Source organism: uncultured Marinobacter sp. (genome assembly GCF_947259545.1).
Lineage (GTDB): Bacteria > Pseudomonadota > Gammaproteobacteria > Pseudomonadales > Oleiphilaceae > Marinobacter.
Genome location: NZ_CAMYMK010000002.1, coordinates 520222 through 534126, shown reverse-complemented (window position 1 = coordinate 534126; position 13905 = coordinate 520222). Strand labels below are relative to the sequence as shown.

Here is a 13905-nt window from a genome sequence, read left to right as displayed (position 1 = left end):
AGCCCTGCGATTGGCAGGGCTGTGGTGGCACCATCGGGGCACGTTAGAGGTCTACCCAAAACCGTGAACTCAAAGCAGTTATTTGTTTTCACGGTATCGGCTGCATTGCCAGGTGGCAGTTTTGCTCACTCCTTTGGCGAACCATACCAGCTGCCGATGCCCTATTGGATGTACATCTTCGCTGCGGTAGCGGCGTTGGTGTTGTCCTTTATTGTGCTGGCGTTTGTTATCGGAAACGACCATGCCAAACGCGGACCTCGCCGCTGGCCAGCTCCTCTGCTTAAACCGAGGGGCTGGACACGCCGGCTGAAAACCCTCTGTGCCGCCGTGTTCTTTCTCTGTTTCGTATTATCTGTGATCACCGGCTTTTTGGGGTCAATCGACCCCTACCGCAATTTCAATATGACGTTCTTCTGGGTGATCTTCGGTTTAGGCGCGCCCTACCTCACCTTATTGATTGGCAACTGGTACAGCCAGGTCAACCCGTGGGCTACCCTGACCCAACTGATCAACCGGGTCATCAAAGGCTTTGACACCGGGCGTTTGTCCTACCCCGCCGGGTTGTCGTACTGGCCGGCGGTGTTGCTCTATGTTGCTCTTATCGGCCTTGAACTGTTTGGGCATATCCGACCTTTTTCACTTTCCGTTTTGCTGGTGGCTTACACAGCGATCAACCTTGTTGCAGTCTGGCTCATCGGTGCCAACGCCTGGTTCCGCTATGGCGAACTGTTCTCGGTCATGTTCCGCCTCTGGGCCAAATGCGCGCCGGTGGCCTGGGAGCGGCATGAAGACAACCGAATCCGCGTGGTGTTCCGGCTGCCCTTCACCGGATTGATCGGCCAGCGCATCGAACACATCAGCCTGCTGGTATTCCTGCTGTTTATGTTGTCGTCAACCGCCTACGATGGGCTTCGGGAAACCAAGGTCTGGTTCCAGATCTTCTGGCAGGACCCGTTCAACCTGCTCACCCCTCTTCTGGGCGAACCGCCAATCCGCGCCTATGTGTGGCTGCGCCCCTGGTATGTTGCCTTTGAATCACTCTGCCTGGTTCTGTCGCCGTTCCTGTACCTGTTGCTATTCTGGGCATTTCTCTGGCTTGGCAAACGATTAACACGAAGCAGGCACACCTTAAAGGAATTGTCCCTGCGATTCGGCTTCAGCTTGTTGCCCATCGCGATTGTTTACCACGTTACCCACTACTACACCCTGCTCCTCAATCAGGGCGTTAAGATACGCGCGCTGATATCCGATCCCTTCGGATGGGGCTGGGACCTCTTCGGAACAACCTATACCGCGCGTATTCCGCTACTTCCCGACATGGGTTTTGTATGGAACAGCCAGACGGTGCTCATTCTGCTGGGCCACGTTGCCAGCGTCTACCTCGCCCACGTTGAAGCACTGACTGTCTTTCGCTCACCCCGACAAGCGACCTTAAGTCAATTACCCATGCTTGGCCTCATGGTACTTTTTACCGGCGCTGGGTTATGGATTCTTGCGCAGCCACTACAAGGATAATGACAAGATGCGCCAGAATTCCCTGTTCAGCCCGCCGATATACCCGCAGGAAGTGCACCATACAGATTCAGGGCATTTGAGCCAGCAAGTGTTTATATGGAAACAACGGTTTTTACACCAGGCGCGTTCTCACATCCGGAATCGCACCATTTCGCTGGGCCGTCGCCTCTCGATTTCCGTGATGTTTTCCCATGACGGCCCATTCCAGCTCTCGGGGCTTGGTGCAGCCCCATTCAACTGCGAAGGTATTATTTTTGCCTCCGGCTCTCCCCGCTTTGCTTTTGAAGCAGTGGACTCCGGCTTAACTATTATTGATGCAGGTATTAACACGCCGGCCTATTTCCGGCTGCTCGATAAAGTGCCCAACGACAGCTATCGACTACTAAGTGCGGGCGAACTGGAACGGCTACGCTCCAATGTCAGATTAATCGACTCGCCGTTAGATCGTGCCAGCGCGGACAATGCGTTTGATCAAGTGATAGACACACTGACAACCGCCCCGACGGAGCAAACGACCATCAGTCCCCGCGTCAAAAACATCTTGAAACTGGTAGAACAGCGATCACCGGAAGAGCTGTCCGTAAAAGAACTGGCCAGGATGGGCGCAATATCCGAGTCTCGTCTGAGGGCGCTGTTTCAAAGTGATTTTAACTGCTCCCCCGCCAGTTACATTCGATGGGTCAAACTGTGGCGTGCAATCCAGTGCTGGCGCGCACCGATGACGTTCACCGAAGCAGCGCAACAAGCAGGCTTTTATGACCTGGCTCACCTGAACCGGACCGTCATGGATATTTTTGGCCAGTCCCCCACAGCGCTGTCCCTGGCAGAAGGCACTCACATGCAAATTTGCGAACGTTAGCAGGACCCGCGTTTAAAGGCCTTGCTCTTGATTCACCTTACGCCTCATTCGCCTTACGAAAGCTACCCCGATAATCAAAAATCCGTTCCTGCACCTGCCAGTAGTGCTTCTGCTTCCGGGCAATGACGAAATCCGGTGCCGGCAACAAGGCCTTCATCTCCAGCACCTCATCCGCCCTGCTGAACGCTTTCGGGGCCTGGCCATTGGCGAAACGACGCCCGAACAGCCTGTTAAACACGGTACGCTGGGCCGGCCTGCTGAAATCAAACGACTCGTTGAGCTCCTCCCCATCTTCACTGTGATAGGTGATCTTCAGTCTGCTCTCACCAACACTTAACGTGATCCCGGCGCAGCGGATCACCATGGCATCCTTGAGTGTCAGCGCATCTCTCAGCTGATCATCAGGATCGATAATGGCCTTCCGACACTGCTGACAGTGTCGGGCCGCAATATCATTCTCGCCACCGCAGTGTGGGCACTCCTTGAAACGAAAACGGTAATCGCACTGTTGCGGGCGCCTGCCCTGCACGGCAGGTTCATCCCCTTCTGCAGGCTCCAGCAGCCCCTGACAGCGGCGCCCGTAGTGCTCGATCACTCGGCCTTCGCTGTCTGTTTTACCCCAGAAGATATTGGCAAAACCACAGCCCGGGCAGAACACCTGCACCGGTTCGCTGTCCGGGTTCGGTTTCGCCTCTCCCACCTCCGGGTGATGCAGATTCACACTGTTGCCAGCGTAATCAATCACCAGGCAGTCCTGCTTGCCCTCGTCCAGACGCAGACCGCGGCCCACAATCTGCTGATACAGGCTGACCGACTGGGTAGGACGAAGAATGGCGATGAAGTCCACATGGGGCGCATCGAAGCCCGTGGTGAGCACGGATACGTTCACCAGATACTTCAATTGCCGCTGCTTGAAGCGCTGGATCAGCAGATCCCGATCCTTCCATTCGGTCGCGCCGGTCACCAGGGCAGTCTGGTGCTCCGGCAGATAGCCGGTGATCTCCCGCGCATGATCCACCGTTGCCGCGAAGATCATCACCCCTTTACGCTCAGCCGCCAGCTCCATCACCTGCTCAATGATGGCGCGAGTCACACGCCGATGCTTGCTCAGCAGTTGGTTAACGTCTTTCTCGGCGTATTCGCCAAAGCGATCCTGAGACAATGCGGAGAAATCGTATTGCGCCACCGCCGCATTCACCAACTCAGGCCGGGTTAGATACCCTCGATTGATCATAAAGCGCAACGGCAGTTCGTAAATGCAGTGCGCAAAGGGCTTATCCTCTTCACTACGGACAAAGCCCCGGTAGTGATAGCGATAGATCCAGCCCATGGCCAGACGATAGGGGGTGGCGGTTAGCCCGAGCACTTTCAGGGCATCATTCTGTTGCCGCAGCAGCTCGATGATTCTTTGATACTGACTGGTTTCCTCACCGCTGACCCGATGGCACTCATCGATGATGACCAACGAGTATTCATCCCGGAACTGATCCAGACTCGCCGACACCGACTGCACACTGGCAAAGGTCACCTGATGCCGGTTCTCCTTGCGCTTCAGCCCGGCGGAGAAAATGCCGCCCGTTAATCCATAGCTCTGGTATTTGGCGTGGTTCTGCTCCACCAGCTCCTTTACGTGGGTCAGCATCAGAATCTTACGCCGGGCAAGACGGGCCAACTCGGCAATGACCAGGCTCTTGCCGGCACCGGTTGGCAGCACGATAACGGCAGACTCGTCAGATTTACGGAAATGGTTCAGCGTGGCCTCAACCGCTTCCTCCTGGTAAGGCCGGAGTTTGAAAGGAGCATTCATTTTGCAGGGCTTAATCGTTTTCAGGTGAAAAGGCGGCCATTGGAGGAAGCAGGAAACCCCGCGCCCTTGAGTAATGCGATAGAGACCTTCAATAAGTCAATTTAATAGTCAGATCCAGATTTTCCCCACCGTACGAAAAGCTGGCGGCCTCGAATGAAGGCGCACTCATCCCGGCCTCTGCGCCGCTTGAAAAACCATAACCTTCCGAGGGGACCCCTAGAAAGTTAGTGTTGAGCTTGCCATCCATATTCTCATCATGGATGACGGCCAACGCATACGTTCCTGGAGGAATATCGAGGAAGCTACAACGTGCCTTCGTATCTAGAATTTTCATCATCATTATATGGGTCGCGGAGTGCAGAAACTCAGCAGGGAAGCCCTCTGGCGATTCGAAAAGTGCGCAAGCTACAGTCCCTGTGCTGTTTTCAATGTTCGCAATTTCCACATGAATTCCCGGGCATGATGGCTGGGCGAAGACAGTGGCGGGAAGACCCGTAAACACCAGCACAGATCCCAATGCTACATTCCTAACCCCTATGGAGTAACGAATCACGGCAAGCATCGCGGTGAAGGTCAATGCGGATTTCCGATTATTTGACTTACTCCTCAGTATGCTCATAGCTCTGATCTACCTGGCTTGGGCCTCCACTTTCGCTAGGGGAAGGAGACCATCTTTTGCTGGCTTTCGTCCCAAAGTTTGAGCCGGAAGCTGTGCAGGCTCTGCCGCAAGGTCAAAGGCTCCCTGGCGCGCACAGCGGAGACCTCGTTGTAACACTCGGGCAAACGATAATTGGGAATTCGGGCATTGAGATGGTGTATATGGTGATACCCGATGTTCGCCGAAAACCAGCGCAAAATATTCGGCAATTGATAGAAGGAGCTCCCTTCCATGGCGGCCCGCAACGGGTCCCAGTCACCTTTTCGGGCCCAGTAACCGCCTTCGAACTGATGCTGAACGTAGAACAGCCAGATGCCGCCCATACCCGCCAACCACAGCACAGGTAGCTGAATTAATAAATAAGTCTGCCAACCGATCGTTTGGGCGGCGATCAGGAATACACCAACGATAGCAAGGTTCGTGAACACGACACTCTTTCGCTCTTTGCGCTGAACTTTCTTGCTCGGCAGCCGGTTGCTGAGCAGGAAATTGAAAATGGCGCCGAAGCCCAAGAGCACCACCGGATTACGGTAGAGCCTGTAAAGCCAGCGCTTAAGCCTCGGCGACTGGTTGTATTCGCGCAGGGTGAGCGTCCAGATATCACCAAAGCCTCGGGTATCGAGATTGGCGTAGCTAACGTGGTGACGAAGATGGCTGAGGCGCCAGTCGTCGAATGGCGTAAAGACGAGGACCCCCAACACGCGCCCTACCCAGGTATTGGTACGCGTTGATGGCAGGAACGAACCATGGACACAATCGTGGAACAAAATGAAAAGGCGGACCAAGAACGCGGCCGCCACCACCGAGAGTGCCAGTGTCCACAAATAGGAAAAATCATGCCGGACAGAGAGGATCATCAGGTACCACAAGCCGGCGTAAGGAACCAGTGTATTGATAAGCTGCCAAATCGCCTTGCCACGGCTGGGGATGCGATACGGCTGCAGCTCCGGACGCGCATCCGGCCATGAGGAGTTGGCTTGCATATCGCCTCCATTCGATTTATCACGATAATCGGGCCATTGAGACCCTTCGCGTTCAGCGCAAGCAAACGCCGATCAAAATGCGTTTAATCCTTGGAACTCAGTTTTGATTACTTATCAACCATGATATGCCCTTTGACCCCGTCAGACAATCGCGTGCCGGTACAGGCTTTCCCACTCCTCGGATATTCAGGAAGACACGGGGCAAAGTTATTTTCCCAATACCCGAAACTTTACTATGCAGGGCCTCTTAATTAGCGTACCGTCGTTCTCGTTGGAAAGATTTAGCAAAGCATTTCACGAATAAGACCTCTAGTGTTGTCACACCTTTTGTCCTGTTTTTGATCCTGCACGTTTTTTTGTTTCCCGCATATCGCTGATCAAAGATCACAACGATCATTTGGCGGCACCATATTGATTAATTTCAGGATAGCTATTTATGTCTACAATTACTGGCAACGTTAAGTTCTTCAACGAAGCAAAAGGTTTCGGTTTTATCACTCGTGAAGGCGGCGCAGACGTCTTTGTTCACTACAGCTCTATTCAGGGTAGCGGTTTCAAAACTCTGGCCGAAGGCCAGGAAGTTGAGTTCTCCGTGACCGAGGGCCAGAAAGGCCCGCAGGCAGAGAACGTTATTGGCCTGTAAGTAACAGCCAATACGTGATGAAAAAAGGCAGCCTCAGGCTGCCTTTTTTATTGGAAAGCCGATAAGCCCCCTTCCTGGCAGTGCTAGTCACCCCGCCGCTCCCTCTCCGCATTCAGCAATGCGCGTTTTCGCGCCAACCCCCAGCGGTATCCACCAAGGCCGCCATCGCCCCGCAACACCCGGTGGCAGGGAATCAGCACGCCGATGCGGTTTTTGCCACAGGCGGAGGCGACGGCCCGTACCGCTTTGGGCTTGTCAATTCTCGCAGCCAGCTCGCTGTAACTCAGAACATCGCCCTCGCGGATACTTAACAGGAACTGCCAAACCTTCATCTGAAAGGCCGTGCCGCGCATATCCAGCGGCAGATCCGGCCTGGGCGCACCTTTGCTGATGTGTTGATCCAATGCCTCCATCCAGGCATCGAGCTCCGGGGCATTCTGGGCAGGTGAGGCAACCAGCTCTGCCCTGGGGAATTCGGCTTTGAGGCCGGCAATCAGTGATTCTTCATCATCACCGAACTGGACATAACAAACGCCCCTATCCGTGGCCGCCATAACCACCAGCCCCAGGGAGGTTCTTCGGGATGCATAGGCGATGACTTCATCTGCTCCACCGGCCCGATAGGCTTTGGGCGCCATACCCAGATTGCGGGATGATTCCCCGTAGACACGGCTGACCGAACCAAATCCGGACGCAAAAATGGCATCCGTCACCTTGTCTCCATCTTTGAGAGACTGCCTGAAGCACCGCATACGCACGGCATCCTGATAGGCTTTGGGCGAGATGCCAAAAACTTCCTTGAATTGTTTCTGCAGCCTGGAGGAAGACAGTCCGGCTATCTCCGCCAGACCGGCCAAAGGCAGTGGCTCATCTGCATGGGCTTCAATATGGCGTGCCACCTCCACCAGCCGGGCAATCCGTGGATGCCCCTCATAAGACGTATTCCTGGCCCTAATCGCCGCCTGTATTTGTTGCTCCGATGGCATCGACTTCACCGAACCCTTTATTCAACGTGGACAACGCCAGTAAAACGGATCCCCGCCACTGTTTCCATCCGATTATTGCCCCTGTTGTAAAGCTTGAAGGTAATCCTTCAATGATGCCCACCCGGCCCATGGGCATGGCCGTGTGCTATCTCTTCCGCATCGGCATCGCGTACTTCAATGACTTCGATATCGAAGGTCAGGGTTTTACCCGCCATCGGATGGTTGGTGTCGACATCGGCAAACTTGTGGCCGACCTTGGCGACAACCACATGGCGCGGGCCCTGCTCGGTTTGCACCTGGGCAATCATGCCGGCCTTCCAGCGTTTGGCACCCATCAAATGCTTGATCGGCACGCGCTGCACGGCATCGGCCTTGCGCGGACCGTAGGCTTTTTCCGGCGCGACGGTGACGCTGAACGTATCGCCAGCCTCGCGACCTTCCAGGGCTTCTTCCAGCCCCCGGATAATGCCGCCGTGGCCATGCAGGTAGGCGTTCGGCTCGCCGCCACGGGAGTTTTCAACGACGTTGCCCTGTTCATCACTGACGCTGTAGTGGAACAAGACCACTTGATTCTTTTCGATTGGCATAGGGTTCTCTGCGACGTTTAAAGGTAGGCCATTATAACCAGTGGTGGCGTTTGATTGTGAGACTGGAACATAGGTCTGCCCCGGTTTTTTGAGCGGCTAGAAAAATACAGATTCAGACTTTACAAATTGATAATCCTCGATAAAGCTGAACTCGCTGGAAGCCAAGGCAGGTACGTCGCTGAAGCAGACACATCCTGCTGGCAAGTTTTGTAAACATGGATGCAGACCAGTCTTCTTATCCCCCACTAAGGGCGTAGTGAAGTCCTGATTGACAAGGTTGTCTTGCCCTCTGTGACGTGGTCATACACGGGCCCGGTTGTATTGTCTGACGAGTCTACCCTGGTGGGTAACGATGACACGGATGCTGCAGATACAACAAAAAAGGACCCACGATGTCAAAACAACTGCGGTTACACATTGAACCCAAAGAAAGCATCGACACCCAGGAAGCAGAATCTCTTCAGGTACGCATTACCTACCAAACGCCCGACAAAGCCGAAGAAGAGCAAAGCACCGGCCACCCTGCCAGTGAAATCGTTCGGCTGGACAGGCATGCTCGTGGCGAAACAACGATTCAGCCGATTGCCGTTAACAGGCCCATCAACGCCATTCTCGAAAATCGACAAGGGCTGGAGATTTCAGATCTCGGGACTATATCACCGGACACCGAAGCTGACTCGTTTACCGCAAAACTGGTGATTACGGCAGCTGTTCTCAAACAGGCCCTGGCGCGCCTGACCCCGGATGAGCAACCGGTACTGACGCGTTCCGGCCGGTTTGTCCGCCTGGGACAGCCAGACCAGCGCTTCGACAACTACACGCTCAGCGTTGATCTGATAGACACCCCGGCAAAGCATAACGCGCTCAAGGCACTGCTTCAGCAATCCGAAGATGAACCCCTGCAAACCAACGCCAGCCAGCTTGCCCTGGTGCCGGAGACGGCAGACCAGCTCGGTGCGCTGTCTTTAACTGCCGCAGACCTGAAGTTCGACGGTAGCTTTCATATCAAACGCCCGTTCAGTCCCGGCAGCGAGGCAGCGGGTTGGGCCTGGATGCTGAATGGCCCTGAACTGATCATTGGCTACAGAGAAGACAGTTCCCTTCGCCAGCCACAAAGCGACCTTCGGCTAATACTACCGTGGAGTGAGACGAAAAAAGACGGTGCGGAAGGCAGCGGACCTGACCCGGCAAAAGGCGACAAGAATCCTCCCCTTGACGTGGATGAGGACAGCCTTCTGAATGAGCCGGACATGTTCAGTGATGACCCCGGCTCTTTCTGCAAACCGTTCAGCAATCCGGCCCGAATTCTGGGGGAACGGCGTTTTCATACGGTTTTCCGGGTCGAGCAGCCCGAAATTGAATCTACCTCCAACACAAAACCGGATTATAAAGGGCTGATGCATCCCAAAGATGCCGGTCAGCCAATGGTGCTGATGAATGCCATGGTGGCTGAAACCGGCGCTGAAACGCGCAATATGGAGTCCGACCTGCCGAGACTCCGCAACTTTGCCGGCAGCATCAGTCGCTTCCTTCCTCAGAACGGCGCAGCGTTGATACCGCCGGTAAAAGCGATCGACTTCCTGCCACTGCCAAAGATCTCCTGGCTGAATCGCCGTCAACCGGTGGGCCCAGACAACCCCATTGACTGGGACGGCGACTCCACCCAATACCAGGCGCTGTCGGTCGCCGGCGGCCATATCATGGAATGGCGGGTGCAGTGGCGTTCAAACGGATATTCATTAGGAGATGTGGCACACACTCTGACCCTTGCCCCCCGCCAAACCCGCCGTATCGTCAAGATGGACTGGCGCCGTCGGGAGGAAAGCAGCCGTCGCGAGCGCAGCGCGTTCAGTGAGGAGGTCGCGCAAAGCACCTTTCGGGAGCGTGATTACAGCGACGCGGTGCGCTCCAACATGAACGAATGGAGCAAAGGCGGCAGCAAGTCGCAAGCCACCGGCGTGGCCGGGGGCATCGGCTTTGCCATGGGACCAGTGGTGATAGGAGGTGGCGCCGCACATGGTCGTGCCAGCTCTGGCAGTTGGCAGAAAGGCGGGCGCAGCGTAGCCGCCGCGGAAGAACAGAGCCTGCGGGATGCGGTTCGCCAGTACGGGGATTCCCTTCGACAGTTCGAGAGCACCGTGGTGAATGAGGTCAGCCAGGAGGAAACGGTCGAGGGTGTATCAGAAGTGGTACGCAACCCTAACTACTGCCATTCCCTGACGGTGATCTACCACGAAATTCTTCGCCATATGCGGGTCGATACGGTTCTGGCGGGGGTTCGGGAATGCCTGTTCGTACCTTTTTCGATCAGGCCATTCACCCTGCACCGTCTTGCCCGGTGGCGGGATGTGTTCGAAGACTACCTGAAAAAACCGGAACTTCGCTGGGCCCTGAAATACGCCGACGATATTGCCAACAACTGGAACGGCGTGGACGAACCGCCCGATGGTTCCCGGATGTCCCAGAAGCTGGAAAGCCTGTCCGGATCGATCTACATCAAACTGGGTATCGAGCGGCCAAGAGACGAAGTGGTATCCGAAGATATTGATGACCAGCTTAAAGAAGAAGGAGCCGTCGGTGAAAAAGTGACCACAAAGGTCTGGCAGGCCTATGCCGGCATTCTGCCCTTCCCCGTGGGCCAGATCGTCGCCCGCATCCGGGATTACAGCGCCGCCCAACGTGACGCCTACTTCCAGCGGGAAATTGCGCCCGGCATGGCCCGGCGCTGGTGTGACCGGCTGGAAATTGAGAGTGACAACGGCGCGCTGGCAGGCGCCGACTTTACCCTGGTTGGGGAATACCGGTTCAACCGGACGGTTCGAGTGGACTTCACGGTTCCTGCTGATGCCCTGGAGGATACTTCCAGGGAGGACATTACCAGACTGATTTTCTCGGCAGCCGAGGACCTGCCCAAGGGGTCGGTTGCCAATGTGACCAGTGCCACTGTGGAATTCCATACTGCACATTACCATCGCCGTGTCAGCGCCGCGCGGGGCACCCATGACCTGATCTCCCCGCCCGCCTACGACGACGACTCATCCCGCCCGGCGGCCTCTGAGAGTGCAACGCTGTCTTTCAAGCCGACAAACTGGGAGAAACAGAACCCCAGAGAGGACGCGGAGAAGGCCATCGAAAAGGTTCTGGGGCACATCAACGATAATCTGCACTATTACCACAAGGTGCTCTGGTGGACGATGGACCGAGACGAGCTTTATATGCTCCTTGACGGGTTTGCCATCTCCTCCAGCGACCGGCGCTCGATTGCCTCGGTGGTGGAGCGGGAGCCCATTGCCATACTGGGTAATTCACTGGTGTTCAAAGTGGCTGCTGGCGCCTTCCTGGGCATCAATGGCCATGAAAGCTATCAGGAGGCATTTGACTACTACAAAGGTGAAGGCGCGCCGGCGACACCCATGCGTGTAAGCCTGCCGACTGACGGGCTATACGCCCAGGCCATCATGGATCAATGCGAGGCCTGCGAGGAGCACGAAGGCTCCACCGACTGGGTGCTGAATGACAAAGATCCGGCACTGGCGGATTTCCCCAGCGACTTCTTTGATTCACGCCGCAGCCAGCCTCAGAACATGACGCCATCGCAGATGCCGGATTCCATCATTAACCTGCATAACGCTCCCGCAGCGCCTGCCCCCCAGGGATTCAGCGATATTCTTAATACGCTGGGCAGCAACAACGCGTTCCGCGATATGGCTGGCCTGGCAGGCACTCAGAAAAACGCGCTGGGTGCCATGCAGTCGGCCTCGAATCTTGCCGGCCAGTTCGGCAATTTTGCGCTTCAGGCCCGCCTGGCCGACATCCAGGCAGAACGGGATGCCGGCAAAAACTTTGATCGTAACCGGGCGGCCATTGACCGGGCCGTCGCCAAAGGATCGATGTCACAGGAGGATGGTGAACGGGCGTTGCGGTCACAGGCTAATGAGATGGGACGCCAGCCATCAACAGGACTTTCCCGGGAATCACAGGATCTGGTCGAGCGCTTTGGATCCGATCGAAATGTGTCAGTTACAGAACAAACGCCGGACGGTGTCCGTTCAGTCAATGTCAGCGAACCAAGTCAGCTGATGCGATACGGTGTTGCCGATGCCAGCGGTGGGGCAGCCCCAGCCGTTCCCGCAGAGGAGCGGGACTATGAACCGCTTTCCGACCGATTTATCGTGGCCGACGATCACGCCTATCTGCGGGATCCTGAAGACGATTTCGACCCTATCCTCAATGACGCGAATGAGAATGTGGTTCTGCCCAGGGCAAGGGAGGTTCTGTTGGCCCGTGACAGGGAAATAGCGCAGGTGGGCCGGGTTGTCGAAGCCGTTGATCCGGAAGATGCCAGCTCTCTGGGGTGGACGAAGTTCAGTAACCTTGTGCAACTTGGTCACGGCGATGAGCAGGAATTCGACGCCATCGCGGATCGGGTCAGCAACCGAGACAGCGAATCCTTCCGCGATTACATCGATTACATTGCCTATCGGAACGACTACTTCGGCTCTCTTGATACCTATCTGGAAAAGCAGACACTTGCGGATGCCGAATACGATCAGCTTACCTCCGGGGAACGCCTGGTCATCGGCACTGCCAATGACAACAATGAGTCCAGAAGGATTCTCTACCGTTGGCTGCGGGAAGCCTTTCACCGCCAAGGCATCAGCGATCCACTGGACGTCATCCGCAACGGATTGACTCAGGACATGCGCGATAAGCTGGATGCAATTCGTGACGCCTACGCGCCAGAGACATTCTCGGTGTCACAGGTTCTGGTTGTCAGGCCCAAGAAAAAGCACGGCCGATACCGGTTGGGAACATTGAGTAATCATGCAACCGGCACCGCTGTGGATATCACGCCACAGGATGCCAACCCGCAGATCCGCTCGGATTCCTGGACCCTGATTGAAACACTTGCGCAGAAGACGGTTGACCGTTCACGCGCTCGTTGGCTTCGGGAGCCCGGCAAGCTTTGGGATGATGTCAAAGCTCTCAACGACGCCTATAAAGCAAAGCTGGAAGAGCGCGTTGACGGCGGCGAGCAGCTGAGCGACATTCTCAGCGGCCACAGCAGACTTCTGCGGGCGGCCGAAATTCATGGAGGCTTCTTCAATCTGCCTAAAGACCTGGTGGTCCTTTTTGCGCAACAGGACCTGATATGGGGCGTGACTTTCTCAAGCACGCCGGACCTTCATCACTTCGAGATAGCCTGATTCCAGGCACTGACACCCGCTGACCTGAAAGGTCGGCGGGTGTTGGGCTGTCGGAGCCAGCGTTAAGTCAAAAGTCCATAAGGCCGCTCCAGCGCGGCACGTACATCTCCGATGGAGAACACCCTGGCGAATTCCGCGAATCGTTGCCCATCAAACCACAGCTGGACAACAGGCAGAGAAAAGATACCGCGAGCCGCACATAACGGGCCGGCAGCTTCCTGGCAATCGATGTAAGCGGTGACCAGTTTGGGGAATTCCTCGCTGGCAAGCTTCTCCAGCCGGGGCCTGATGGCCTGGCAGACGCCACAACTTGCGCCCCCATACAGGAGCAGCACCGCAGGGCTGGACTGGAGCAATTCCGATAAGGCCTCTTCTGAGCAGATGGTTTGCACAGTTACATCCTGATAAGCATGACCGGTTTGATCTCCAGCGCCTGGCGGGCAAACTCAGAAAGCAAATAGATCTGTCCCATTTATCTGGTTCGGTTATCTGAGCCATCACGACCTGCCAGTCCAAAACCATAACAACAGGCCAGCAACCCCAAGAAGCACTGCAACATGGATAGCCAGGTTCTTCTGGGTGGTTGGGGCGGGCTTTCTAGCGAAACTGAAGTAATCCTCACCAAACAGCCCAACGCCGCAGTCCTCACAGTAGTTCTTT

General features: G+C 55.7%; 10 protein-coding genes. 4 read left to right on the top strand and 6 right to left on the bottom strand.

Features of this window, described 5'->3' with window-relative positions:
- Positions 1-63: 63 nt before the first annotated feature.
- Together Q0Y21_RS02575 and Q0Y21_RS02570 are read left to right on the top strand one after the other, a co-directional pair.
- Positions 64-1515: a hypothetical protein gene (locus Q0Y21_RS02575; RefSeq protein WP_297791240.1), complete on the top strand. Its 1452-nt coding sequence runs from the start codon at positions 64-66 to the stop codon at positions 1513-1515.
- The gene (locus Q0Y21_RS02570) at positions 1493-2374 is read left to right on the top strand and encodes a helix-turn-helix domain-containing protein (protein WP_297791238.1); all 882 of its coding nucleotides are present in this window, start codon (positions 1493-1495) and stop codon (positions 2372-2374) included. Before Q0Y21_RS02575 ends, Q0Y21_RS02570 begins: the two co-directional genes overlap by 23 nt.
- 37 nt (positions 2375-2411) lie before the next feature.
- On the opposite strand, the gene Q0Y21_RS02565 is transcribed toward Q0Y21_RS02570, so the two are convergent.
- The 3 genes from Q0Y21_RS02565 to Q0Y21_RS02555 form a co-directional block, all read right to left on the bottom strand.
- Positions 2412-4181 carry a DEAD/DEAH box helicase gene (locus Q0Y21_RS02565; RefSeq protein ID WP_297791236.1) on the bottom strand — a complete coding sequence of 590 codons (1770 nt, stop codon included), beginning with the start codon at positions 4179-4181 and terminating at the stop codon, positions 2412-2414.
- Positions 4182-4269: 88 nt separating this feature from the next.
- Entirely contained in the window at positions 4270-4758 is a 489-nt protein-coding gene (locus tag Q0Y21_RS02560; RefSeq protein WP_297791234.1) for a DUF2141 domain-containing protein, read from the bottom strand.
- A gap of 77 nt (positions 4759-4835) precedes the next feature.
- A complete protein-coding gene (locus Q0Y21_RS02555) occupies positions 4836-5822 on the bottom strand; it encodes a fatty acid desaturase (RefSeq protein WP_297791232.1) in 987 nt (328 codons plus the stop codon).
- Positions 5823-6258: 436 nt separating this feature from the next.
- On the opposite strand from Q0Y21_RS02555, the gene Q0Y21_RS02550 reads away from it, so the two are divergent.
- Positions 6259-6465: a cold-shock protein gene (locus tag Q0Y21_RS02550; RefSeq protein WP_012136625.1), complete on the top strand. Its 207-nt coding sequence runs from the start codon at positions 6259-6261 to the stop codon at positions 6463-6465.
- A gap of 83 nt (positions 6466-6548) precedes the next feature.
- Here the strand turns inward: Q0Y21_RS02550 and Q0Y21_RS02545 are convergent, their stop codons facing one another.
- Entirely contained in the window at positions 6549-7451 is a 903-nt protein-coding gene (locus Q0Y21_RS02545) for a methylated-DNA--[protein]-cysteine S-methyltransferase (protein WP_297791229.1), read from the bottom strand.
- Positions 7452-7558: 107 nt separating this feature from the next.
- Positions 7559-8038, bottom strand: a complete 480-nt coding sequence (locus Q0Y21_RS02540) for a peptidylprolyl isomerase (protein ID WP_297791227.1) — start codon at positions 8036-8038, stop codon at positions 7559-7561.
- A 392-nt stretch (positions 8039-8430) separates the two neighbouring features.
- Here Q0Y21_RS02540 and Q0Y21_RS02535 point away from each other — a divergent pair, with 392 nt between their 5' ends.
- Positions 8431-13245 (top strand): M15 family metallopeptidase, encoded by a 4815-nt coding sequence (locus Q0Y21_RS02535; protein ID WP_297791226.1) that lies wholly within the window; start codon positions 8431-8433, stop codon positions 13243-13245.
- A gap of 62 nt (positions 13246-13307) precedes the next feature.
- On the opposite strand, the gene Q0Y21_RS02530 is transcribed toward Q0Y21_RS02535, so the two are convergent.
- Positions 13308-13637 (bottom strand): thioredoxin family protein, encoded by a 330-nt coding sequence (locus tag Q0Y21_RS02530; protein WP_297791224.1) that lies wholly within the window; start codon positions 13635-13637, stop codon positions 13308-13310.
- Between the last annotated feature and the right edge of the window lie 268 nt (positions 13638-13905).